The sequence below is a fragment of the Shewanella sp. FDAARGOS_354 genome (assembly GCF_002209245.2).
Lineage (GTDB): Bacteria > Pseudomonadota > Gammaproteobacteria > Enterobacterales > Shewanellaceae > Shewanella > Shewanella xiamenensis.
In genome coordinates this window covers 2,144,842-2,168,403 of record NZ_CP022089.2, presented here as the reverse complement: position 1 = coordinate 2,168,403, position 23,562 = coordinate 2,144,842, and the positions used below count along the sequence as shown (strand labels likewise).

16 protein-coding genes are annotated in these 23,562 nt (G+C 47.5%); 9 read left to right on the top strand and 7 right to left on the bottom strand.

Going from position 1 to position 23,562, the window contains the following annotated elements; translation table 11 throughout:
• The first annotated feature begins 51 nt into the window (after positions 1-51).
• Positions 52-3,126, top strand: a complete 3,075-nt coding sequence (torS, locus tag CEQ32_RS09770; protein WP_088585937.1) for a TMAO reductase system sensor histidine kinase/response regulator TorS — start codon at positions 52-54, stop codon at positions 3,124-3,126.
• A 212-nt stretch (positions 3,127-3,338) separates the two neighbouring features.
• On the opposite strand, the gene torD is transcribed toward torS, so the two are convergent.
• From torD to torE, 4 genes are all read right to left on the bottom strand, one after another.
• Positions 3,339-3,968, bottom strand: a complete 630-nt coding sequence (gene torD / locus CEQ32_RS09765; RefSeq protein ID WP_088585936.1) for a molecular chaperone TorD — start codon at positions 3,966-3,968, stop codon at positions 3,339-3,341.
• 67 nt (positions 3,969-4,035) lie between these two features.
• Entirely contained in the window at positions 4,036-6,525 is a 2,490-nt protein-coding gene (gene torA / locus CEQ32_RS09760; protein ID WP_088585935.1) for a trimethylamine-N-oxide reductase TorA, read from the bottom strand.
• Positions 6,526-6,540: 15 nt separating this feature from the next.
• Positions 6,541-7,719 (bottom strand): pentaheme c-type cytochrome TorC, encoded by a 1,179-nt coding sequence (torC, locus tag CEQ32_RS09755; RefSeq protein WP_088585934.1) that lies wholly within the window; start codon positions 7,717-7,719, stop codon positions 6,541-6,543.
• Between the two features lie 26 nt (positions 7,720-7,745).
• A complete protein-coding gene (gene torE, locus CEQ32_RS09750) occupies positions 7,746-7,916 on the bottom strand; it encodes a trimethylamine N-oxide reductase system protein TorE (protein ID WP_011071462.1) in 171 nt (56 codons plus the stop codon).
• A gap of 517 nt (positions 7,917-8,433) precedes the next feature.
• Here torE and CEQ32_RS09745 point away from each other — a divergent pair.
• The gene (locus CEQ32_RS09745) at positions 8,434-9,786 is read left to right on the top strand and encodes an NCS2 family permease (RefSeq protein WP_037415303.1); all 1,353 of its coding nucleotides are present in this window, start codon (positions 8,434-8,436) and stop codon (positions 9,784-9,786) included.
• Positions 9,787-10,085: 299 nt separating this feature from the next.
• On the opposite strand, the gene CEQ32_RS09740 is transcribed toward CEQ32_RS09745, so the two are convergent.
• From CEQ32_RS09740 to CEQ32_RS09730, 3 genes are all read right to left on the bottom strand, one after another.
• A complete protein-coding gene (locus CEQ32_RS09740) occupies positions 10,086-10,517 on the bottom strand; it encodes a CBS domain-containing protein (protein WP_055647269.1) in 432 nt (143 codons plus the stop codon).
• Positions 10,518-10,616: 99 nt separating this feature from the next.
• The gene (locus tag CEQ32_RS09735) at positions 10,617-12,518 is read right to left on the bottom strand and encodes a GNAT family N-acyltransferase (protein WP_122040755.1); all 1,902 of its coding nucleotides are present in this window, start codon (positions 12,516-12,518) and stop codon (positions 10,617-10,619) included.
• A gap of 2 nt (positions 12,519-12,520) precedes the next feature.
• Positions 12,521-13,615, bottom strand: a complete 1,095-nt coding sequence (locus CEQ32_RS09730) for a UDP-2,3-diacylglucosamine diphosphatase (protein ID WP_088585933.1) — start codon at positions 13,613-13,615, stop codon at positions 12,521-12,523.
• Between the two features lie 322 nt (positions 13,616-13,937).
• Here CEQ32_RS09730 and CEQ32_RS09725 point away from each other — a divergent pair, with 322 nt between their 5' ends.
• The 7 genes from CEQ32_RS09725 (at position 13,938) to CEQ32_RS09695 (ending at position 23,424) form a co-directional block, all read left to right on the top strand.
• Positions 13,938-14,531 (top strand): tyrosine-type recombinase/integrase, encoded by a 594-nt coding sequence (locus tag CEQ32_RS09725; protein ID WP_012588474.1) that lies wholly within the window; start codon positions 13,938-13,940, stop codon positions 14,529-14,531.
• Between the two features lie 164 nt (positions 14,532-14,695).
• Complete coding sequence (locus CEQ32_RS09720; RefSeq protein ID WP_088585932.1) at positions 14,696-15,799, top strand: helix-turn-helix domain-containing protein; 1,104 nt, start codon at positions 14,696-14,698, stop codon at positions 15,797-15,799.
• Positions 15,780-16,274, top strand: a complete 495-nt coding sequence (locus tag CEQ32_RS09715) for a PIN domain-containing protein (protein ID WP_088585931.1) — start codon at positions 15,780-15,782, stop codon at positions 16,272-16,274. The genes CEQ32_RS09720 and CEQ32_RS09715 overlap by 20 nt, the downstream gene beginning before the upstream one ends.
• Positions 16,275-16,329: 55 nt before the next feature.
• Positions 16,330-17,889 carry a type I restriction-modification system subunit M gene (locus CEQ32_RS09710; RefSeq protein WP_029627959.1) on the top strand — a complete coding sequence of 520 codons (1,560 nt, stop codon included), beginning with the start codon at positions 16,330-16,332 and terminating at the stop codon, positions 17,887-17,889.
• Positions 17,886-19,157, top strand: coding sequence for a restriction endonuclease subunit S (locus CEQ32_RS09705; protein WP_113605643.1), 1,272 nt, complete (start codon positions 17,886-17,888; stop codon positions 19,155-19,157). The genes CEQ32_RS09710 and CEQ32_RS09705 overlap by 4 nt, the downstream gene beginning before the upstream one ends.
• Before the next feature lie 88 nt (positions 19,158-19,245).
• A complete protein-coding gene (locus CEQ32_RS09700; RefSeq protein WP_054104205.1) occupies positions 19,246-20,247 on the top strand; it encodes a Fic family protein in 1,002 nt (333 codons plus the stop codon).
• Positions 20,248-20,310: 63 nt separating this feature from the next.
• Positions 20,311-23,424, top strand: a complete 3,114-nt coding sequence (locus CEQ32_RS09695; protein ID WP_088585930.1) for an HsdR family type I site-specific deoxyribonuclease — start codon at positions 20,311-20,313, stop codon at positions 23,422-23,424.
• Positions 23,425-23,562 lie beyond the last annotated feature (138 nt).

Here is a 23,562-nt window from a genome sequence, read left to right as displayed (position 1 = left end):
CGTATCATCCACAGTGAACATTTCGAAGGCATTGTAACAGAAGGAACAAGTGTGGCGCCTTTATCTTTATCGCGAAGTAGTTTAACTGGCAGACTCATGCTCGCCTTTGGTGTGCTTGGGGTATTGCTGTTGCTACTGGTTAGCTTAGGTAGCCTGAGTTTGCATTGGCTCAAGCAGGCCGACAGTTATCTGTATGAAGAATCCTTACCCGCCTCTCAAGCCGCGCGCCAATTAGTGCAGGCCTCTAATGCCTTATCCGATGGCGTGACCCAGTTAGGCCAAGTGGAGGATGAGCGGCAGCGGGAATTTATCGGCCGTAAGCTCAGCCTTGAAAGCGCCACAATGTTAAATAGCATCAAAGTGTTACTGACACTGGATGTGAACGAAGATAATCATTTATCCGTATTAGCTGGGCAAATCATCGAGCAATTAACCTTATTGGGTAAGAGTGTGGGTCAGCGCATTACCTTAGGGGATGAGTTGCAGCTTAGGGCCCGTGAGTTATCACTTGCCGCAGCCCATGCCTCTGAGTTATTGCAATCCGAATTGGCGGTAGTCGACTCGGCGATTTTAGCAAAACTCAGCCAAGCCTACCCGGATATGGCGGGGAATAAACGCAGTGGGCAACTGCTTGATGATGTGATTGAACGTGAGCTCGATATCCAAGAACAGCTCAATCGCGCGCTCAAGTTAGTGCATCAAATTGCGCTGCTCAGTCAGTTATTTGAGGCATCTGAATTACAGTCCGAGCTGCAATTGAGTGTTCCCCGTTTATTGGCAACCTTTGCCAGCACTGCATCATCGCACCCCATGGCGCAGAATCATCCAAAACAAGGGACGGCTATCGATCAGGCATCAAGCGCAAACACAGATTCGCCTTCGGTAGAGGTGGGTATCGATTTAATGGCGCTCGCCACAGTTTCTGAGCTGATACGCGATCCCGGCAGGCTCAATGCGCTAAAGGCGGAGCTGGCTGTTCTTCTCCATACCCCCAAAATTATTAAATTACAGCGAGAACTGAGTCAAAGTTTGCAGCGGCAACAGCGGCAGCAGCAGGAGTTAGCTGAAAAACTCTATAGCCTCAATACGCTGGTGGATAGTGCGCTTAATCAACAGCAACAGCGGGCGGAGCTGGCGCGTAGTGATTATTTAATGCAGTTGTCTTACGCCCGCTTGGGGTTGTGGGGCACGGGCATATTAATGTTGGTTATCATAGCCGTAGTGGTCTATCGGGTGATCTATCGCGGCATTGCCTTGAGGTTAAATCAGGCGACCGAAGCTATGTCGCGCTTAAGTTTAGGGGACACCAATGTGAGCCTCGATGCCCACGGCGACGATGAGTTGACCGCCATGGCCAATGCCATCGAGGCATTCAAGCGAAAAACCGCCCACAACCTGAAATTGCAGGCGGATTTACGTCAGGTCGCCGATGAACTGACCGAGCATAAAAAGGCCCTTGAACAAACCGTGGCCACGCGCACACAGGAATTGGCCGAAGCCAACCTGCGCCTTGATGCGGAGGCCAAAGGCCATGCTAAGGCAAGAATCGTTGCCGAGGAGGCGAGTCAGGCTAAATCCCAATTTCTAGCGACCATGAGCCATGAGATTCGCACCCCGCTCAACGGCTTACTCGGGACGCTTACCTTGCTCGGCCATAGTCAGTTACCGCCCGCGCAGCAACAGATGCTCGCGTTGTCGCAATACAGCGGCACTCTGCTGCAAACCGTGCTGAGCGATATTCTCGATTTCTCCCGCCTCGAGCAGGGCAATTTAACCAATGAGCCTAGGCCTACGGATATCAACGCCCTGCTCGATGAAGTACTGGCAATTATGGTAGCGGGCGCCAATTTGGCGGGATTGAGTCTAAGACTTAATCGTCCCCAGTTACCCGCGTGTATTCAGATCGATGGCCCTAAGCTGAGGCAAGTGCTGTTTAACCTGATTGGTAACGGCATTAAATTCACCCCCGAAGGCGGGGTGAGTCTCAATGTCAGCGTGCGGGGCGATAAACTCGCTTTTGTGGTGGCCGATACCGGCGTAGGGATTGCGCCCGAGGTGCGCGAGCAATTATTTATGCCTTACTGCGTATTGCCTAATCAGGGGCGCAGCCGTGGGACAGGCTTAGGGCTTGCCATCTGCAAACAGTTAGTTGAACTGATGGATACCGAGGGGCCGGGCATTTGGGTCAAGAGCGAGCCAGGCAAGGGCAGCGAGTTTGGTTTTGAGCTGAGTTTTTCCCAGTGTGATAAGGCATTCGATACGCAAACTGAGGTGCAAAAACGGGTTAATCCCCTGCGGGTGTTAGTGATCGAAGACAACAAGGTCAATGCCATGGTCGCGCAAGGGTTTTTGGCGCATTTAGGCCACAGTTCCAGTTTGGCCGTCAGTTGTCAGCAGGCGCTGACGCATGTGAGTGGCGATAAGGCATTCGATGCCGTGATGCTCGATATTCAACTGAGTGATGGTTCTGGGCTAGCATTATTACCACAGCTAAAGGCATTACTGACCAATGACATTGTTAATGAGAGTGTTAATGAGAGTGTGAAGTTCGCCGCCTTTACCGCGCAGATGCAGACGGAGGATCTTAGCCTCTATCGGGAGGCGGGGTTTGATACTGTGTTAGCCAAACCCTTGAGTCTACAAACGCTGACTGAATGGCTGGGCGTTGCTTCGTTGCCAGCGTGTGCGCCATCTTCTTCGGGGAGTGAGAGTCCTGCGTTGCCAGCGAGTCCTTCCTTAACCTTCGCATCTTCGGAGTCATTGGCTCAATCGGCTAAAACCTTGTTAGATCTTAACCAGTTACAGCAAGATCTTGAGGTCTTAGGCTTGAAAGCCGTGAGTGATATGTTGGCGCTCTATCGAACCTCCAGTGCCGAGCAAATTGAGCGACTCTCGGCGTTAAGCTCTGTGGCGCATTTCAGCGAGGGCGCAAAACTATTGCACGCGCTTAAGGGCAGCAGTGCCAGCATGGGGCTAAAAGCACTGACCGAGTGTTGTCAGCAGTGGGAGAAAACACACAACACCACAGGGGAAAATGTATTGGATAGCAAAGCCGTCACTGAATTAATCGCTTGCTGGCAGGCGTCGATGACAGCGTTTGAGCAGTGGCTCGCAACACAGGGCTAGCAGCAAAGGATTCGCGACAGGACGCTAACTCTATAAGTGAGTCGTCCTTTCCTGCTCGTATTTCTGCCTAACTAATGCAAATCGAGGAATAAAACAGCGGCTCCCATGGGAGCCGCTTTTCGTTAATTTATTCTAGGACAAGACATGAGTCATCACCTTGAGTCTTAATGCGACTCTGGTTTAACACTACTCGGGTTTTAGGCTTATGGCGATCAATGCATTGCCTGTTCTAACTGCTGTTTATCTTGCTGCACCCAAGCGAGGGTGAGTGTGGCGAGAGCACTGTAAAAGCCATTGCTGTGCTTGCTATCGCACTCAACGACCTTGGCGACAAACTTTGATAACCATGAATCTATACAAGCGTTTAGGAAGCTTAACTGGGCAGCATCTTCACTGTGGCAAGCTAAGTGTCCCATATAGGCGAGGATCACGGCTAAGTGATCGGCAGGTTCAGGGAAGTGACTCTGCACTTGCAGTTTGCTCTGGTGTAAAAACTCGCTCATTTGTTGATGCTGCTGCCCAAATAGCAAGGGTTCTTCCTCGGGGCTCAAGTACAGGCTGGCATAGGGCGAGGCGCTGTGTTTTGTGCCTACGAGGAATAAACCGCAATAATCGGCGGCAAGTTCGAGCAAGGCTTCATCGCTCGTTAAGCCATTCAGTACCTTCTGTATGCTGACGACTGGCGCACTAAACTCGGGCGCATAACCCAGTTGTGTCCAGAATTGCTGCGCTTGCTCACTGGTGAGTTGCTTAAGGCGCTGCTCATCAATTTCACGGGCAAACAGAGAAGACAGCAGCTGATACACTAAGGCTCTGGCATGATTGATATCGACGTTGCTCATCGCATGTTCCTCAAGAATAACAGTGGAATGCGCCTAGTTGACTAGGCGCATCGCCTTGTGGGCTCGGTTAGATTTCGACTTCGATAGGACCATCGAAGGAGCTGACCTTAGGGACTTTGCCTTGGTATTTCTCAAACTCGACCAGACAAGTATAGGCTGAGCAGGCTTGAGCCAACTTAGAGGTGCCAATGTCTAAGGTCAGAGTATTCGGGTCGCCATAGCTACACAGGGCACCGATTTCGGCGCCGCCTTCAACGCTGCCATCTTTACCCACTGGGCCATACCATGCGCCTTCATGAATTCGCACTACACCTTTAGGGAAGCGATCCGATACCACTGCGCCCGCTAACAGTTGGCCACGGTCGTTAAAGACACGCACTATATCGCCATCTTTAATGCCGCGCGCTTTGGCATCCACAGGGCTGATATAGATGGGTTCGCGGCCATTGACTGTGTAGGTTTCGCGGTATTCCTTCGACTCACACATTTGCGAGTGCAGACGTTTATCCGGATGGCAAGATTGTAGCCACACAGGATATTTGTCCGAACCTGGGCCACCATGGCTACGCTCGGCTTTTTCCATCCAAATGGGATGGCCTTGGCAGTCCTCATAACCGAACTGTTCAATCTTACGGCTGAAGATTTCAATCAAGCCCGAAGGCGTGCCTAGTGGATTGATTTCAGGATCGTTTCTAAAGTCGGCGTGGCGTGTCCACAGCTCGCCATCACCAAAGTGCACATAACCTTGCTTCCAGAAGGTGGCAAAGTCAGGCATCTCATACTTACCGGCGTTAGCGGCTTTACACTCGTTATAGAGGGTTTCTATCCACTCCATTTCGCTCATATTGCGGGTGTATTCTTTCTCTTTACCCAGCAGCGCGGCAAAACGAGTAAAGATCTCAAAGTCAGACAAGCTTTCAAACAGCGGCTCGACCATCTTCTGCATCGCCAAAATACCGCGGTTAGCATAGGCGCCGTATACGTCGATATCGTTGCGCTCATAGGTGGTGCAGGCGGGCAGCACTATGTCGGAGAAGCGGCAAGTCGCCGTCCAGTTCACATCGATAGTGACCACGCATTCAAGCTTTTGGAAGGCTTGCTTCATGCGGTTACGGTCTTGATGGTGGTTCCATGGGTTATTACCCGAGAAAATCATCATCTTAATATCGGGATACACTACTTTCGAACCGTTGGCATCAATGGTTTTGCCGGGCTCGAGGATCGCATCAATCCAACGGGCGACGGGAATGGTGCTACTCGCGCCTTTAAAGTCAGTGCTGTCGAACAGGGGTTTTTGGTTCTCGTCTAAGTTACGCGGGAAGGCGCCGGGCGCCGCCGCATTTGTCGCAGGCACACCAATACTGGAGTAGTGGTGACCATAGCTGATGCCGCCGCCGGGCAAACCGATTTGACCTATCATGGTCGCGAGGACTGCGGCCATCCAGTAAGGTTGCTCCCCGTGTTGTTGGCGCTGAATACACCAACCCATCATGATTTGGGTGCGGCCCTTAACTAAGGTTTTCGCCAGATCGCGGATGATGTGTGGCTCAACACCACAGATAGGCGCCGCCCACTCAGGGGTTTTAGCGATACCATCTTTAGTGCCCATCACGTAAGGTACAAACTCTTCAAAGCCTAAGCTGTAACCTTGGATGAATTTTTCATCGTGTAGCTTTTGGGTGATCATCTCATGGGCGATGGCCAGCATCAGCGTCACGTCAGTCTGTGGGTTCACATACAACTGCTCACAGCCAAGGTAAGCCTGGGTTTTGGTGACCACAGGGTCGATACTGATCACGCGGATCTTGCCCTGTTTGACCTTCTCTTTTAACTGCGCGAGGTAAGCGAAAGCCTCATGGGTTTCGGCGTTCCAACCCACTTGCAGGTTTTTGTAAGGATCGTTCGACCAGAGCACGATAGTGTTGCTGTTTTCTAAGATCAGCGGCCAAGAGGTGCCTTGGGCATACACTTCGGTTGAGCCTAATACATAGGGCAGAATGGTTTGGCCTGCACCGGTGGAGTAGTCACCGATTTTCTTCACATAGTTGCCGTGCATCCCCACCGCGCGCTGCATATGGCTGGTGCTGGAATGCAGTTGCCCGGTTGCGCGCCAACCTGTTTGTCCTGCGTGTAAGCCCGATGGACCGTATTGGGTTTGGATTTCATCGAGTGAGTGTTTAAACAGCTTTAATGCTTTATCCCAGGTCACGCGAACGAAGCGGAAATCCCCCCGTTGCTGGGTATTGCTCTTATGGCCTTTCAGTAAAAAGTCTAAGCGAACCATAGGGTAACGCACTCGGGATGGGTTATAGACCATACCGCGGATACCGTTAATCATATCCGTTGGATATTTATCTAAATCGAAGGCTTTGACCTCGGCAATTACACCGTTTTTACGTTTGATTTTAAAGGCGCCGAAGTGCGAGCCCGTGGTCAGCCATTCGTCTTCGTTCAGGCCCGTGCTGGCGAGCGCATTTAAGGGCGCTAACACTGAGCTGCCACCTAAAGCAACGAAAGAGGTTGAGGCTAAGCCTTTTAAAAAGTCTCTTCTGTTCATGGTATTACTCCCGAATTACTGCTCTTTTTTCACGAAGGTTGACGAATGTTCTTGCAGGTATTTTTGCACCAGTGCTTGGGTGTCTTGGTCCATGTTCACGAAGGCCAACATGCCTTGGAACATGCCTGGCCAGGTATTGGCATCGAAATGCGCTTCATCTGGCTGGGTGTGGCACACACTACAGCTTGAGCGGAAGGTATCGCGGGCATAGCCCCAAAGCGGTTGCAGCTCGGTGAGCAGGTAATCTTTATCGGTCCAGATTTGGGCTTCAACCCGTTGCCATTTCAGGCCTGTCATTGGGTCTTCTTTCTCTTCAAAGGTTTGGATAACACCTTCGGTTTCAGCTGCATCTTTACTTAACTGCGCCGACAGAATGTTTACGCCAAAGTCCATGTAGATGACGCGGCCTGCGCCGATTTTCTTACGCCAGCCATCAATAGCAATTTTGATGCGCTTACCTTTAGTTTCGAGCACTTTGACTTTAGTGGCGACGTTTAAGGTACCTGCTTCAACGTCGCCTTTTTCACTAAAGAACAGTGGCTTAGTCAGGGCGCTGTAGTAGGTTTGGTTGGTTTCGACAGAGCTGACGCCAGCGCCCACTTCGGCGATGAGTTCGGGTGCACGGGCCGTGCCCATTTCAGGTAGATGGTGAGCAATGCCTTTGTGGCAATCGATACAGCTTTGGTCAATTTCGGCGGCGCGTTTCATCTGTTTTTGCGCCAGCGGTGACATGCTTTGCCACTTCATCGAGTTGTAGTTGTGGCAGTTTTTACACGCCAGAGAATTGTCGCGATCGAAACGTTTCCATTCGCGGCTCGCCATTTCGAGACGTTTAGCTTCAAATTTTTCTGGGGTGTTGACCGTATTGAATAACCAGCCCCAGACATCGTGGGAAGCTTCCATCTTACGGGCAATCTTACGGCTCCAGTTGTGGGGCACGTGGCAGTCAGGGCAGGTGGCGCGCACGCCTGAGTGATTCGACCAATGCACAGTTTCCTGTAACTCTTGGTAAGGCTTGCTTTCCATACTGTGGCAGCTAATACAGAAGGCTTCGGTGTTGGTGGCTTCCAATGCGGTGTTAAATCCGCCCCAGAAGATGATGCCCATGATAAACGCACTGATGCTGACAGCGCCTAAGGTGAGAGCTTTTGTGGGTTTGTTTAGTGTGCGCCAGAGGTTGATTAACCACTTCATAATAGCGTCCTCAAAGTATCAGTGAATTAGTGGCCGACAACGCCGCCGAAGGCTTGGATCATCCAAATGATGAAACCGTAGAGACTGATCCCCGCGATAGTCAGTGCGGGAAAGAGTATGAAAATGATGAATCCCAGCGCCTTTAACTCATTGCTGCGTGAGGACTTATCCGATGTTTGCATGGTGGGCTTTGTCATTGGGAAGAGCTCCGTTCGAAAGCGATTTTTGATGGGAGCACTATAAAGGGTAGATGTGAATGGACTTGCCTGTTGGGATGAATGGGCTTTGACAATATATGAAAAATTATGAAAATTTTAAAAATCCCATCATTTTTTGTTTTACTGACAGAGCGTTAATCTTATTTCTGTGATCGCTATCGGCAGTTTGATATGCAGTTTAGGTGTTTTTTTAAACACTGATTTTGACTTTTTTGGCTAATTATTTACTGAAGTGCAGGCGAGGTCTTAGCTATCTGGCGGCGTTTACAGTATTATCCGCGGCCAACAAAGGCTGCGTTTGCATGGTTAAAGTGATTTTAACTGGGCAAAGCGTCACTGCTTGCAGATCATGGATTTTTCCCGATGTAGGAGAATGATGTGGATCTCTCACCCAAGTCATTGGATTTGGGGCTCTAATCTGCCGCAGCCGGCGTCGCCAATGGTAAAGCCAATTGGTATCGACCCTATTTTAAGAGATCACAAGGTATAACAAGATATGTCTGAGCAATTGAGTTCAACAGCCGTACCCTCTGGTTCATTTCTGAACCGTTTTTTTTCAATTCAACAACGTGGTAGCACAGTTCGCCAAGAAGTGATTGCAGGGTTAACCACCTTCCTCGCTATGGTGTACTCAGTGATTGTGGTACCCAATATGTTAGGTAAAGCCGGATTCGACCCCGGTGCCGTGTTCGTCGCTACCTGTTTAATTGCCTCCTTTGGCTCGCTGCTGATGGGACTCTGGGCGAATCTGCCCATGGCCATTGGTTGTGCGATTTCACTCACCGCCTTTACCGCCTTCGGCTTGGTGTTAGGTCAGGGCATGAGTATCCCTGTCACCTTAGGCGCCATCTTTTGGATGGGCGTGATTTTTACCATCGTGAGCGTTACGGGTGTGCGTCAATGGGTGCTGGCTAACCTACCCAAGGGGATTGCCCATGGTACAGGTATCGGTATTGGCTTGTTTTTACTCTTAATTGCCACTAACAGTGTGCAGTTGATTGTGGCCAATGACGCGGGTCTGCCCGTGAAGTTAGGCGACATTAACAGCCTGCCCGTTATCGCGACCGTGCTGGGTTTAGCAGCGACGATTGGTTTAGAGCGTCGCGGCGTACCCGGCGGGATTTTACTGGTGATTATCGGCCTATCCCTGTTCGGGTTAGTGTTTGATCCAAGCGTGAAATTCCAAGGTTTATTCGCCGTGCCTGATTTTACCTCTGAGCACTCGCTGATTGGCCAAATGGATATTATGGGCGCCTTAAATCCAGTGGTATTACCGATTGTACTAGCGCTGGTGATGACGGCGATTTTTGATGCCACGGGCACCATCCGCGCGGTAGCGGGTCAAGCTAATCTGCTGGATAAAGACGATAATATCGTCGGCGGTGGCAAGGCATTAACGTCGGATTCTGTCAGCAGCATGTTTGCGGGTATCGTCGGCGGCGCACCTGCGGCCGTGTATATCGAATCGGCAGCGGGTACGGCGGCGGGCGGTAAGACGGGTTTAACCGCGACCATAGTGGGCGGATTATTCCTGCTAATGGTATTCCTTGCTCCGCTCAGCTATTTGGTGCCGGCTTATGCCACTGCGCCTGCGCTGATGTATGTCGGGCTATTGATGCTCAGCAATGTGACTAAGCTGGACTTTAATGACAAGGTCGATGCGATGGCGGGCTTAACCTGTGCTGTGTTCATCATCCTTAGTTGTAACATTGTGACGGGTATTATGCTCGGGTTTGTGACTTTAGTGGTTGGCCGTATTTTTAGTGGTGAAATCCGTCAGCTTAAGTTAGGTGTACTCGCCATTACGCTGGGCCTTGTTGCCTTCTATATGGGCGGCTGGGCAATCTAGTTTTTTATACCAATCACATTAAATATCTAATCAGTTCAGAGCCTCACAGACATCTCAATCCAAGGCGCATTGACGAAGAAATGGTTATTCCCTTTTAAGTCAATGTAACACGGGAGTGAGATGCCTGTGAGACTCCCGAAGGGCGGGGTTGAACGGGCTTTATACTGCGTTTAAGGCTTTCGACAGAGCACCACTATGCCTTCAAGCCTTCGCCTTGTCTAAAGCCCGTTTAACTCCCGCTGAATGAACAGATATTTGATACGATTGGTATTACTCTATAAAGTCGAAAGCGAGTGCCGTTAGCACTCGCTTTCATTCACCTCATTGTGTTCACAATAGGCTCGCAGTAAATCCTTCCAAGTTACTATCCCCACCAGATCGCCGTTTTCCAGTACGGGTAAACAACCAATATTGTGTTCCAGCAAGGTACGGCTGGCGACATCGAGCGACACATGTGGCGCTACGGTCACCGGATTGCGGGTCATTACTTGATGGACGCGTTTTTGTAGGGTTTCGAGATCTTTTGAGGTTTCGGCGCTGCTGCCCAGATTCGGACTGATAGCACGCAACAAGTCGCGCTCCGACAACACGCCTTCGAGTTTATATTCATCCACTACCAGCAGATGGTGGAAGTTTGCCTGCTCGAAAATCTCCTTCGCCACGGTTAAACGATCGTCCATTTCGACTGTGACGACTCGGGTGCGCATAATATCGGCGATAATGATCGGCATGATAAACCCTTACAAGGATGTGTATCCTTAATGCACTGTATTACAGATACTTATAACAGACCGATGTTTATTTAGCCAATACCTTAAACAGGATTATGCTTAATCCTGCTCGTCGGATCCATCTTCAGCCATCAAAGGATTGCGTAAGTCTTCGGGTAAATGAGCACCGATATAACGTTGGTACTTTTTCCCTTTCAGTTTATGGGTATCGACCAGAACCAAACCATCGACACAGTCGCCAAAATCGGCATCGATCCCGAAGGCGAGAAACTTCACCCCATCCTGCTTACACAGCTCGCCATACTGCTTGTACAGGGTTGGCACCGCGGCGCCCATACTCGCCAGCATTTGTTTTAGCTGCTTAAAGTGGCTTTGGTAATCCTCGCCCGAATAGATTTCATCCAACTGCAATTTGCGCTGCTTGGATAGTCCAAAGGGCGACATGGATACCGCGAGCTGCTCTGCTGGCGCAAACTCCTTGGAGTAGAAATGCACTAGCATCTCCCGCGCGCTCCCAGGCAGTTGATTGCTGATGGAAACTGGGCCAAACAGGTAGCGGTATTCTGGGTGTTTAGCGAGGAAGGCGCCAATGCCAAACCAGAGGTAGTCGAGGCTGCGTTTGCCCCAATATTTTGGCTGTACAAAGCTGCGGCCAAGTTCTAAGCCTTGTTTAATAAAGGGCATAAAACCATCGGCATATTGGAACAGGGATTGGCTGTAGAGGGCGTTGTCGCCATAGCGATTTAGCACTTGCTCGCCGCTGGCGAAACGATAGGCGCCGACAATTTCAAACTGTTCTTTATCCCACAGCACCAGATGTTGGTAGTAGGAATCGTATTTATCGATATCGCGGCGCTTGCCCGTGCCTTCGCCGACGGCGCGAAAGGCAATTTCCCGCAGGCGACCAATTTCGCGCATGATGGGGTTACTGTCCTGATGCTGATACAAATAAATCAGCTTGTTATCTTGGGTTTCACCGAGGAGTTCACATTGTTGCAGCGCGGCCTGCAACTCTCGGCGCGACTCCGGGTGGGCGATGGCGCTTTGGGTGATAAACAGCGGGTCTTTATCTTTACCGATGCGATACAGATGATTTTTAAGCAGTTTTATCTTGGTCTTTAGCGGGAAATCCATTGAGCGCACGGCTTCATTCGGAATAAGCTCGCCGATACGAATGGGCATGTTGCGCTTGGCCTGTTTAAACATCTCCTTGACCAGTAGCAATGTAGCTAAGGGTTTGTAAATCATCGAGGCGCCGTAGAAGGTGGCAGAATTTTTGGCATCCAAAAAAATCGGCAGCAGCGGCGCATTACAGGAAATCGCCATCTTTAAAAAGCCCGAGTGCCACTGGGTATCGCGCACGCCGCTCGGACGCAGGCGAGAGACTTCCCCCGACGGGAAAATCAGTACCGCGCCTTCATTGCGCAGATGCTGGTGGATTTTTTCGAGGTGCTGTTTCGGTGTGCCGCCCGTCATATTACGCACTGGCAGCAGGATTGAATGCAAAGGTTCGAGCGCCATCAGGAGCTCGTTCGCCACAACCTTGATATCGGGGCGAATTTCGCTGATGAGTTTAATCAGGGCGAGGGCATCGAGGGAGCCAATCGGATGATTGGCGAAGATCACCACGCGGCCCTCGCAGGGAATATTTTCGACCTCGTTGGCGGGCACGGTAAAGCTAAAATCGAAACTGGCGAGCACTTGCTCGACAAAATCGACCCCTTGCAGATAGGCAAATTGATTGGCTATCTCGTTACATTGTTTTTCATTCAACAGGTAGCGCAGCATGGCCTTAGTCGGCTTGGCTAACCAAGGTTTGTCCTTGAGGGCGGGCAGGTTTTGCTCCACCACATTATCGACGGTAAAGATCATCGAACTGGCTTTTAAGGTAGGCATTAGCATGGCTGCTCCGCTGGCTGCGTCCTGCGTTAATGCGTTGGCGCTTAATGTGTTAGGACTTAATGATTCAGTGTTTGGGGTATGAGGTGTTAATTGGTTCATAATTAGGCAACATCCCTTGGTTGGATTTCTGCTTGTTTGGGGCTGTTTGTGGCCGTTTGTGGAATAGGTTTTGAGGCTTGAGTAGGCATTCGAATGGGCGCTTTGGGCGGCGTTTTCGCCAGCACAATACTGCTCAGAATATCGAGGTTTAAGCTTTGCTCATTCCAGCGGCAGAGCTGTAATTCCCCGTTTAAGGTTTCGATGATCAGGCTACAGTTTTCGACCCAGTCACCATCATTGGCATAGACTATCTGGCGTTTATCCGGCGTACTGTATTGGTTATCTCGAGCGTGAATCGATAGCTCTGGCTGGTGGATATGGCCGCAGATCACGCCGTCCACATCATAGTGCTGCGCATAATTCACTACGGCCTGGCGAAAACGGGCGATAGCCGTCTGCGCCTTGCCAACGCGGGATTTGATATAGCTGGCGAGTGACCAATACGGGTAGCCTAAACGCTCTCGCAGGCGATGGAGATTGCGGTTGAGGAATAGCAACAAGTCGTAGAGATGATCGCCCAAGATGGCGTAGAAGCGGCCAACGCAAACATCGGCATCGAACTGATCGCCATGCAGCATTAATAGTTTGTGGCCGCCAATCCCCTGATGAATATGCTGGCGAGCAATTTTGATATTCAGCAGCGTAAGCTCTGCATAGGGCTTGATTAGCTCATCATGGTTACCCGGCAGATACATCACCTGAGTGCCGTTTTGTGCCAGTTCAATCAGCTTTTGCAATACCTTATTGTGGCTCTCGGGCCAGTGCAGGCGGCGTTTGAGCGCCCATAAATCCACAATATCGCCGACCAGATACAAGTGCTGACAACGCACGGTATTTAATAGGCTTAACAGATAGTCGGCTTTGCAATCCTTACAACCTAGATGGATATCCGATAACCAGAGGGCGTTAACTGTGATGGCTTGGTTATTTGCGGCATTGCTGGCGTTGGCAATATGTGGGGTTGAGAAGGAAGTGGCGTTAACACTGGATGGAGCATTGTCGGAAGAGTTGGAAGGAGTGTTACGGGAAGAATTGCGGGGAGTCTTAAGTGCGTCGATAAGCGTGCGATCAAGTCCCCTGTAATTAGCTCCAGTCATCTCATATTCACCCTATGCGGCTGTTGACTGCCTTAGAGATTAGTGACGGGCTTTGACTGAATGATGAAGCTTAAGTGACATGCAGATGACAACAGGGTGGATTAGGCTGGAGTTAATCCAACAAGATTCCGTTCTGGGTGCATTGACTGTCGATAGATTGAGTTAACTTATTTTTGCCCCATTATCAGTTAGACCAAATACACTACAGTTTTGAGTTTCAAATCTGTCACAATTTCCTAAATTGCATATCTATTCAACTCATTGACCTCAATCTCAAGCTAAAATAAATAAGGACATTTCTAAAGTCATTTAGGGGTCAGTTATGTGGACGAAAAAAGGCCATCGAACTGGGCAGAAAAAGCCCTTTAAGCTCGAGGATATCTGGCGTATCCGCACTAGACTCGAAATCGAAGGTAATATCATGGAGCTAGCGTTACTTAATCTCGCTATTGATTGCAAGTTACGCTCATGTGATTTACTCAGGATGAAAGTAAGGGATATTTCGTCAGGTGGTATTATCCAAAATCGTGTCCTTTATAGCCAAAGTAAAACGGGTAGAGAGGTACAATTTGAAATCACGTCACGCACGGCACAATCGTTAACCCAGTGGTTTATACACAGCCAATTAGCCATTTCAGACTATCTTTTCCCAAGTCCTCGAAAGTCGGGCAGACCAATGAGTTATAGCTGTTATTCAACAATCATTCGTCGTTGGGCATCACAACTTGGCTATGACTCTCACCTGTATGGAACTCACTCTATGCGAAGAACAAAAGCAACGTTGATCTATGCTCGAACAAAGAACATACGAGCCGTGCAGCTACTACTAGGCCATGTCAAGTTGGATAGTACCATTCGCTATCTAGGGGTAGAAATGGAAGATGCATTAAATATATCTGAAGATATAGAGTTTTGACGTTACCCGTAATAAGTCTATATACATCGGTAGGTTGTAAGGTTAGGCATGAGCAAAATGGAGAACCCTGCGCTGCAAAATAGATAGAAAATCTTATTTATAAGGTTTATATTAAACATAATTTTAATGACTTTATAAACCGAGCTATTGCTTGAGAGGATTCCATGTTTGCAGAACGCTTAGAACGAGCCCGTAAGGCTGCCGGGCTATCCATGAATGCATTAGCCAACGAGGTAGGACTGTCCGCTAACGCCATTAAAAAGTATGAACATGGCACGGCTATGCCTTCTTCTTCAAACCTACTAAAACTCGCGAAAGCGCTCGATGTGCGCACTGAGTACTTCTTTCGTCCAACGAAGGTGAAACTAGAGGGCGTAGAGTACCGCAAGCGTGCTAGTACACCAAAGAAAGTTTTAGACCGAATTAATGGCGATGTTTTAGAACAAGCTGAACGTTGGCAAGAGCTTTTAGAGTTGTATCCCGACTCAGTGAAGCCTATCCCTGAGTTTACTTTACCAAATGAGCTTCCAGAACAAATCTTTAGCTTAGAACAAGCGGAAGACTTGGCTATTCAGATGCGCCATGCTTGGGAGCTAGGGCTAAACCCTATTCACGATATGATCGATACCCTCGAAGCTAAAGGGGTGATGATCATTACCACTGATGTGGAAACTGATAAGAAGTTTGACGGTTTAGCGGGCAAGATTGGTAGCACTCCTGTAGTGGTGATCTCTACCGCCCAAAGTGGTGACCGTCAGCGCTTCACCTTGGCCCATGAACTTGGGCACTTAGTCGTGCATGGTCGTTTAGCTGAAGGGATTGATGAGGAGAAGGCTTGTAATGCCTTTGCTGGTGCATTTCTTTTACCTACCCAATCACTTATTGAACACTTGGGTGAAAAGCGCCGTCATATTGAACCGCGTGAATTACTGATGCTAAAGCACGAATACGGTATTAGCATGCTAGCGGCACTGTTTCGAGCTGGCCAATGTGGAATAATTACGCCTGCGACTCAGAAAAACCTATTTATGCTGTTTAGCAAAAATGGCTGGCGAACGGAGGAGCCAGGAAAAGCTTACCCGCATGAGTCGACTTATCTACACAAGCAACTCGTTTATCGTGCGCTAGGTGAGGAGTATATTGGGGAATCAAAAGCCGCAGAGTTACTGGGAATGTCGGTTTCTAGCTTTCGTAAAGAACGAAAGTTGGAGGTGCCGACTCAAGCACAGTTAGCTCAGGAGGCTAGCCGTGCAGCAGCTGCTAATTAGTGATGCCAATATCCTCATTGACATGGAAGAAGGTGGTTTACTGGAAGCAATGTTTCAGTTGCCCTATGACTTTGCAACGCCAGATATTCTTTTTGTTGAAGAACTTGAAGAAGATCATCCCCACCTTCTGGATTTAGGGTTAGCGCTAAAAGAGGTTTCTGCAGAATCAATGATGTATGCCATGCAGCTAACGGGGACCTATACCCAAGCGAGCCGAAACGATTGTTTTGCCCTTGCTTTAGCAAAGCAAGAACAGTGTCCTTTACTGACCGGTGATATGGCACTGAGAAAAGCAGCAGAAAAAGAAGCTGCCATTGTTAAAGGCACAGTTTGGCTAGTAAGCCAACTGGTGGTTCATCAGCAAATCAATACCGAACAAGCGCGAGCAGCCTATAAGCAGATGCAAGCCAATGGCAGGCGTCTACCTTGGCATAACGCAGAACAAGCTTTAGTAGAACTAGAGCAAGTAAATTAATAATTAATAGGTTGCCCTCATAAAGTGCAATTTAGAACGATCAGGAATTCTAATAATGACAAGTTTACAACAACGTGCCGAACTTCAACGCCAAATATGGGCGATTGCCAACGATGTAAGAGGCTCAGTGGATGGTTGGGATTTTAAACAATATGTACTGGGTACGCTGTTCTACCGTTTTATCAGTGAAAACTTTGTCAACTACATCACAGGCGGAGATGAGAGCGTTAATTATGCTGCCATGTCTGACGATGATGAAAACATCAAGTTTGCTAAAGAAGATGCCATTAAAACCAAAGGCTACTTTCTTTACCCTAGCCAGTTGTTTAGCAATGTAGCGGCTAATGCACACAAAAACGAAAATTTAAATACGGATTTGGCAGCAATTTTTGCTGCAATCGAAAACTCAGCCAATGGCTATGATTCAGAAAAAGACATCAAAGGCTTGTTTGCGGATTTTGATACCACCAGTAATCGTCTGGGTAATACGGTAGAGGCAAAAAACAAACGCCTGGCAGCTGTGTTAAAAGGCGTGGCAGGTTTAACCTTCGGTAATTTTGAAGACAACCAAATTGATTTATTCGGTGATGCCTACGAGTTCCTGATTTCAAACTATGCCGCCAATGCGGGTAAATCCGGTGGTGAATTTTTCACCCCTCAGCACGTTTCAAAATTGATCGCGCAGTTGGCCATGCACGGCCAAACCAGTGTCAATAAAATCTATGACCCTGCGGCGGGTTCGGGCTCGTTGCTGTTACAAGCTAAAAAGCACTTTGATGCGCATATCATTGAAGATGGTTTTTTTGGTCAAGAGCTCAACCACACTACCTACAACTTGGCGCGTATGAATATGTTTTTGCACAACATTAACTACGACAAGTTTAATATTCAGTTGGGTGATACCTTAACCGAACCACACTTTTTAGATGATAAACCCTTTGATGCCATTGTCTCTAACCCGCCTTATTCAGTGAAATGGATTGGTAGCGACGACCCAACCCTAATCAACGATGACCGCTTTGCGCCCGCAGGTGTTCTCGCCCCAAAATCAAAAGCAGACTTTGCTTTTGTATTACATGCACTTAGTTACCTATCAAGCAAAGGTCGTGCAGCGATTGTTTGCTTCCCCGGTATTTTTTACCGTGGCGGTGCTGAGCAAAAAATTCGCCAATATCTGGTTGATAACAACTATGTTGAAACAGTGATTTCACTGGCACCTAACCTGTTTTTTGGCACCACCATTGCGGTGAATATTTTAGTGCTTTCTAAACACAAAACCGACACTACCACTCAGTTTATTGATGCTAGCGGACTGTTTAAAAAAGAAACCAATAACAACGTACTGACTGAGCAGCACATTGAAGACATCATGGCAGTGTTTGCCAGCAAAGAGAACGTGGATCATTTTGCTAAATCGGTTGAATTGGAGATCATAGCAGGCAATGGTTACAACCTTTCGGTAAGCAGTTATGTAGAGTCCGAAGATACTCGTGAGTTAGTAGACATAAATAAGCTCAATGCAGAGCTTAAAATTACCGTTGCGAAAATAGACCGACTTCGCAGTGATATTGATGCCATAGTTGCGGAAATTGACGGTGAGGAGGTTGAGGCATGAACGATTTTAGCTATGTAGAGAAACTACTCGATGGTGTTGAAGTGGTTTGGTTTCCGATCAGCGAAGTTACTGAGCGAACTACAAATATAAAGTGGCGTGAAACTTCTGAACGCCATCAGTATATTGATCTAACTTCAGTCAGCGTTGATACAAAAAAAATAATAGAAACAACAGAGGTAAAAGCTAGCAATGCACCCAGCCGTGCTCAAAAGCTTGTAAAAAAAGACGATGTATTATTTGCAACAACTCGTCCGACACAAATGCGCTATTGCTTAATTGATGAGGAATATGATGGAGCAGTTGCGAGCACAGGATATTGTGTATTGCGAGTGAAAAGGGATGTGACTCTACCTAAGTGGATTTTGCATTTGATTTCCTCAAGTGATTTTAAAAAGTACCTTGAAGAGAATCAGAGTGGTTCTGCATATCCAGCTATTTCTGATGCGAAGGTCAAAGACTTTAGTATCCCTATCCCATGCCCTGATAATCCAGAAAAATCGCTGGCAATACAAGCTGAAATAGTGCGTATTCTGGACGCATTTACCGCCATGACCGCCGAGCTGACCGCCGAGCTTAACATGCGTAAAAAACAATACAACTACTACCGCGACCAGTTGTTGGGTTTTGAAGAGGGTGACGTTGAGTGGAAGACGTTAGGTTGGATTGGTGAAGTTCGTATGTGCAAGCGTATAATGAAGAATGAAACTTCTGACATCGGTGACATCCCATTTTTTAAGATAGGAACATTCGGTAAAGAGCCTAATGCCTATATTTCACGAGATACTTTTGAAGAATACAAGAGTAAATATAATTATCCAAGAGTGGGTGAGATACTTATATCAGCTAGTGGAACTATTGGTAGAGCAGTAATTTTTAATGGTGAAGATGCCTATTTTCAAGACAGTAATATTGTTTGGCTTGAAAATGATGAAAGTAAAGTGCTAAACAAATACCTATTTTACTTTTATCAAATAGCAAACTGGAACGTTTCTGACGGCGGTGTAATTAAGCGATTGTACAATGACAATATCAAAAAAACGCTTATTCCAGTGCCATACCCCAATGAACCTGAAAGGTCTTTGGCTGAACAGGCTCGTGTTGTCGCCATCTTAGATAAGTTCGACACCTTAACCACTTCTATCCAAGAAGGTCTGCCCCGCGAAATCGAGCTACGCCAAAAGCAATACGAGTATTATCGTGACCTGTTGTTGAGCTTCCCTGCCAGTCCGGCAGGCGGGCCGAAATCTCATTCAGATGAGGCAGCTTAATGAGTAAAATGCTAACGGAAATAGCAGCGCCAGTTATTCGAGATTGTCGAATAACTGCCAAAGATGGCAAGCATAAGGAGGCTGCTTAATGGCCTATCAACCACCTTTTACCATCACCAGCGATATTTTGAACTTGGTGGCACAAATCAGCCAGCAGGTCGGCGAGTTAAATGCCAGCCAGCTCAATGCCTCGCCGCAACTGCGCAAGCAAAATCGCATTAAAACCATTACCGGCACGCTGGCGATTGAAGGCAATAGCTTAACTGAAGAACAAATTACCGCCATTGTTGAGGGTAAGCCTGTGCTGGGCAGCGTGCGTGAGCTAGCCGAGGTAAAAGGCGCGATTGCCGCTTATGATGCACTGCCTGCATTCACACCCAGCGCCATTGACGATTTACTCACGGCTCACGGTTTAATGCTGTCAGATATTCTTGTGAATGCCGGTGAGTTTCGCAGTAAAGGCGTGGGTATCCATAAAGGTGGTGTGGTGCACCATGTTGCGCCGCCTGCGCATCAGGTATCCGGTTTAATGGCTGATTTAATCCAATGGCTTAAGCAAACAAAAGATCACCCATTGATCGCCAGTTGTGTATTTCATTACGAATTTGAGTTTATTCACCCCTTTGCCGATGGTAACGGTCGTATGGGGCGGTTATGGCAAACGCTGATTTTGTCCAAGTGGCATCCGTTGTTTTTATCTTTGCCGCTAGAAAGTGTGATTAAAGACCATCAGCAAGCCTATTATCACGCCCTTGAGCAGGCCGATAACCAAGCAGACAGTACGCCGTTTATTCATTTTATGTTGTCGGTTATTCAGCAAACACTCGCGCAAAACGCCTCTGTAAGTGCCCCTCTAAGAGAAGGTGAAAACGCCCCTGTAAATACCCTTATCAATGTAACGGGCCTTAAAACGCCTGAGGCTATTTTAGCATTGCTCAGTAACACGCCCGAGCTAACCCGACAACAACTCGCCGATACCTTGAATAAAGACGTTAGAACCATTGGTCGCGCCATTAGCAAACTACAAAAAGAAGGCAGGTTAACTCGGGTAGGTTCAGATAAAACCGGCCATTGGCAAGTCACTGAATAATGCGATGCAGTGGCTGGTTCCATTTTGGAAAACACCACGGCTAACAAAAAAGGATGTAAACGAATGACGACTTATAAAGCGGTGGCAGAATCCAATAACTTTATTGTGTTAGATAAATACACTAAAGAGTGGCAGGTTAACGAAAGCTTTCAAAGCGAAGGTGATTTAGAACGTGAGCTGATTCAGGACCTAAGCAACCAGGGCTATGAGTATTTATCGGCACTAACCACGCCCGATGCCATGCTGGCGAATGTGCGCAAGCAGCTACAAGCCCTTAATAAGGTCGAATTTACCGATGCCGAGTGGGCTCGCTTTTGCGAGCAATACCTGAACACACCAAGCGACAATATTCTTGATAAAACTCGCAAAGTGCACAGTGACTATATTTTCGATTTTGTCTTTGATGATGGCCATATAGAAAACATCTACCTGTTTGATAAGAAGACCATTGCTCGTAACAAAGTGCAGGTCATTAAGCAGTTTGAGCAAACGGGAAGCCATGCCAACCGTTACGATGTGACGATTTTGATCAATGGTTTGCCTTTGGTGCAAATCGAACTGAAAAAGCGTGGTGTGGCGGTCCGTGAGGCGTTTAATCAAATACATCGCTACAGCAAAGAAAGCTTTAATAGCGATCACTCCTTGTACAAGTTCTTGCAGCTTTTTGTGATCTCTAATGGCACCGACACGCGCTATTTTGCCAATACCACCAAGCGCGACAAAAACAGCTTCGATTTTACGATGAACTGGGCGAAGTCAGACAATACGCTGATCAAGGATTTAAAAGACTTTACCGCCACTTTTTTCCAGAAAGAGACCTTGCTTGAAGTGATCTTGCGTTACTCGGTGTTTGACGTCAGCAATACCTTACTTGTAATGCGCCCTTACCAAATTGCGGCTACTGAGCGCATTTTATGGAAGATAAAGAGCGCGTTTAACGCTAAGAACTGGAGCAGCACCGAGAGCGGTGGGTACATTTGGCACACTACGGGTTCAGGCAAAACACTCACCAGCTTTAAAGCGGCACGTTTGGCCACCGATTTAGACTGTATCGATAAAGTCTTCTTTGTGGTGGACCGAAAAGACCTCGACTATCAGACGATGAAAGAGTATCAGCGGTTCTCGCCTGATAGTGTGAACGGTTCAGACAGTACCGCAGGGCTTAAGAGTAACCTAGATAAAGACGATAACAAGATTGTCGTCACCACAATCCAAAAGCTCAACAACTTAATCAAAAGTGAAAGCGATTTAGCTATCTACAACAAGCAGGTTGTCTTTATTTTTGATGAGTGTCATCGAAGCCAGTTTGGTGAAGCGCAGAAAAACCTGAAGAAGAAATTCAAAAAGTACTACCAGTTTGGATTTACCGGTACGCCAATTTTCCCTGAAAATGCCTTGGGTGCTGAAACCACGGGCAGCGTGTTTGGCCAGCAGTTGCACACGTATGTGATCACTGATGCCATTCGTGATGAAAAAGTACTCAAGTTCAAAGTGGACTATAACGATGTTCGTCCGCAATTTAAGAGCATTGAGACTGAGCAGGATGATAAGAAGCTTAGTGCCGCTGAGAATAAGAAAGCCTTCTTACATCCAATGCGCATTGGTGAAATCTCGCAGTATATTCTGAGCCATTTTAATCAGAAAACGCATCGAGCCTATTCTGGCGCTAAAGGGTTTAACGCCATGTTTGCGGTAAGTAGTGTTGATGCAGCGAAAGCGTACTATGAAACCTTCAAAACATTGCAGGCCGAGGCCGAAAATGGACCCACAAGTAAGCCTCTGCGCATTGCAACTATCTTCTCATTTGCAGCCAATGAAGAGCAGGACGCCATTGGTGATATTTTAGATGAGAGTTTTGAAGTCAGTGCCATGAACAGCAGCGCAAAAGAGTTTTTGAGCGCCGCGATTACGGATTACAACGCCCTATTTAAATCTAACTATGGCGTGGACAGTAATGGCTTTCAGAATTATTACCGTGACCTTGCTCAGCGAGTGAAGAATCAAGAAATAGATCTGCTCATAGTGGTCGGTATGTTTTTAACGGGCTTTGATGCGCCTGCGCTTAACACCTTGTTTGTTGATAAGAATTTGCGCTATCACGGCTTGATGCAGGCGTTTTCTCGCACTAACCGCATTTATGATGCGACGAAGACCTTTGGCAATATTGTTACCTTCCGGGACTTGGAACAGGCAACCATTGACGCCATCACCTTGTTTGGTGACAAAAACACCAAAAACGTGGTGTTGGAGAAGAGCTACAAAGAATACATGGAAGGTTTTAACGATATTGCTACTGGCCAAGCGCGTCGAGGTTTTGTTGATATCGTAAAAGAGCTGCAAGAACGCTTTCCAAACCCAGAAAATATTGAAAAAGAACAAGATAAAAAGGAATTTGCCAAGCTATTTGGTGAATACCTCAAAGCAGAAAATATTTTACAAAACTACGATGAGTTTGCTGGATTAAAAGCACTGCAAAGCCTAGATACCAGTGATGAACAAGCGGTTGAAGAGTTCAAGTCAAAGTACTATCTGGACGATGCTGACATCGAGGCAATGCAAACCATCGATATGCCAAGTGAGCGTGCTATTCAAGATTATCGCTCTACCTACAACGATACCCGTGACTGGTTGCGACGCGATAAAGAAGGTCAGGACAAAGATAAATCAACGGTAGACTGGGACGACGTGGTCTTTGAAATTGATTTGCTTAAATCTCAGGAAATAAACCTCGATTATATTCTTGAACTTATTTTTGATCACAATAAGAAGAACAAGAGCAAAGAAGGCTTGATTGAAGAAGTTCGTCGTATGATCCGCGGTAGCCTTGGCAATAGAGCGAAAGAAAGCTTGGTGGTTGATTTTATTAACCAGACAAACCTAGATGAGATCAATGACAAAGCCAGCATTATCGACGCTTTCTTCAAATTCGCCCAGGCGGAGCAGAAGCGCGAAGCCGATGCCATTATTGCCTCTGAAAAGCTCAATATCGATGCTGCCAAACGCTATATTGCGTCATCACTCAAACGTGAGTACGCCTCTGAAAATGGCACTGCACTTAATGAGGCGCTGCCCAAACTTAGCCCATTGAACCCACAGTACCGAACCCAGAAGCAAACGGTTTTTCAGAAAATTGCCGCTTTTGTTGAAAAATTCAAAGGTGTGGGTGGGCAGTTGTAGTGATATGAAGAGCTCTTTTCACGTAGTTAATGCTTGATGAAAAGAGCTCGATATTTTTAAATTAGTGCTGTTTTTTTTCGAGATAGCAGATATGAATATTCAAATTAGTTTAATTATTATGCATTTTCTGGATAGGTC

Coding starts and splice junctions, on each gene's coding strand:
- CEQ32_RS09710 (WP_029627959.1), top strand. CDS start 16,330: ATGACAAGTTTACAACAACGTGCCGAACTTCAACGCCAAATATGGGCG.
- CEQ32_RS09745 (WP_037415303.1), top strand. CDS start 8,434: ATGTCTGAGCAATTGAGTTCAACAGCCGTACCCTCTGGTTCATTTCTG.
- CEQ32_RS09695 (WP_088585930.1), top strand. CDS start 20,311: ATGACGACTTATAAAGCGGTGGCAGAATCCAATAACTTTATTGTGTTA.
- torC (WP_088585934.1), bottom strand. CDS start 7,719: ATGAAGTGGTTAATCAACCTCTGGCGCACACTAAACAAACCCACAAAA.
- CEQ32_RS09735 (WP_122040755.1), bottom strand. CDS start 12,518: ATGAACCAATTAACACCTCATACCCCAAACACTGAATCATTAAGTCCT.
- CEQ32_RS09730 (WP_088585933.1), bottom strand. CDS start 13,615: ATGACTGGAGCTAATTACAGGGGACTTGATCGCACGCTTATCGACGCA.
- torA (WP_088585935.1), bottom strand. CDS start 6,525: ATGAACAGAAGAGACTTTTTAAAAGGCTTAGCCTCAACCTCTTTCGTT.
- torD (WP_088585936.1), bottom strand. CDS start 3,968: ATGAGCAACGTCGATATCAATCATGCCAGAGCCTTAGTGTATCAGCTG.
- CEQ32_RS09725 (WP_012588474.1), top strand. CDS start 13,938: ATGTGGACGAAAAAAGGCCATCGAACTGGGCAGAAAAAGCCCTTTAAG.
- torE (WP_011071462.1), bottom strand. CDS start 7,916: ATGACAAAGCCCACCATGCAAACATCGGATAAGTCCTCACGCAGCAAT.
- CEQ32_RS09700 (WP_054104205.1), top strand. CDS start 19,246: ATGGCCTATCAACCACCTTTTACCATCACCAGCGATATTTTGAACTTG.
- CEQ32_RS09705 (WP_113605643.1), top strand. CDS start 17,886: ATGAACGATTTTAGCTATGTAGAGAAACTACTCGATGGTGTTGAAGTG.
- CEQ32_RS09720 (WP_088585932.1), top strand. CDS start 14,696: ATGTTTGCAGAACGCTTAGAACGAGCCCGTAAGGCTGCCGGGCTATCC.
- CEQ32_RS09740 (WP_055647269.1), bottom strand. CDS start 10,517: ATGCCGATCATTATCGCCGATATTATGCGCACCCGAGTCGTCACAGTC.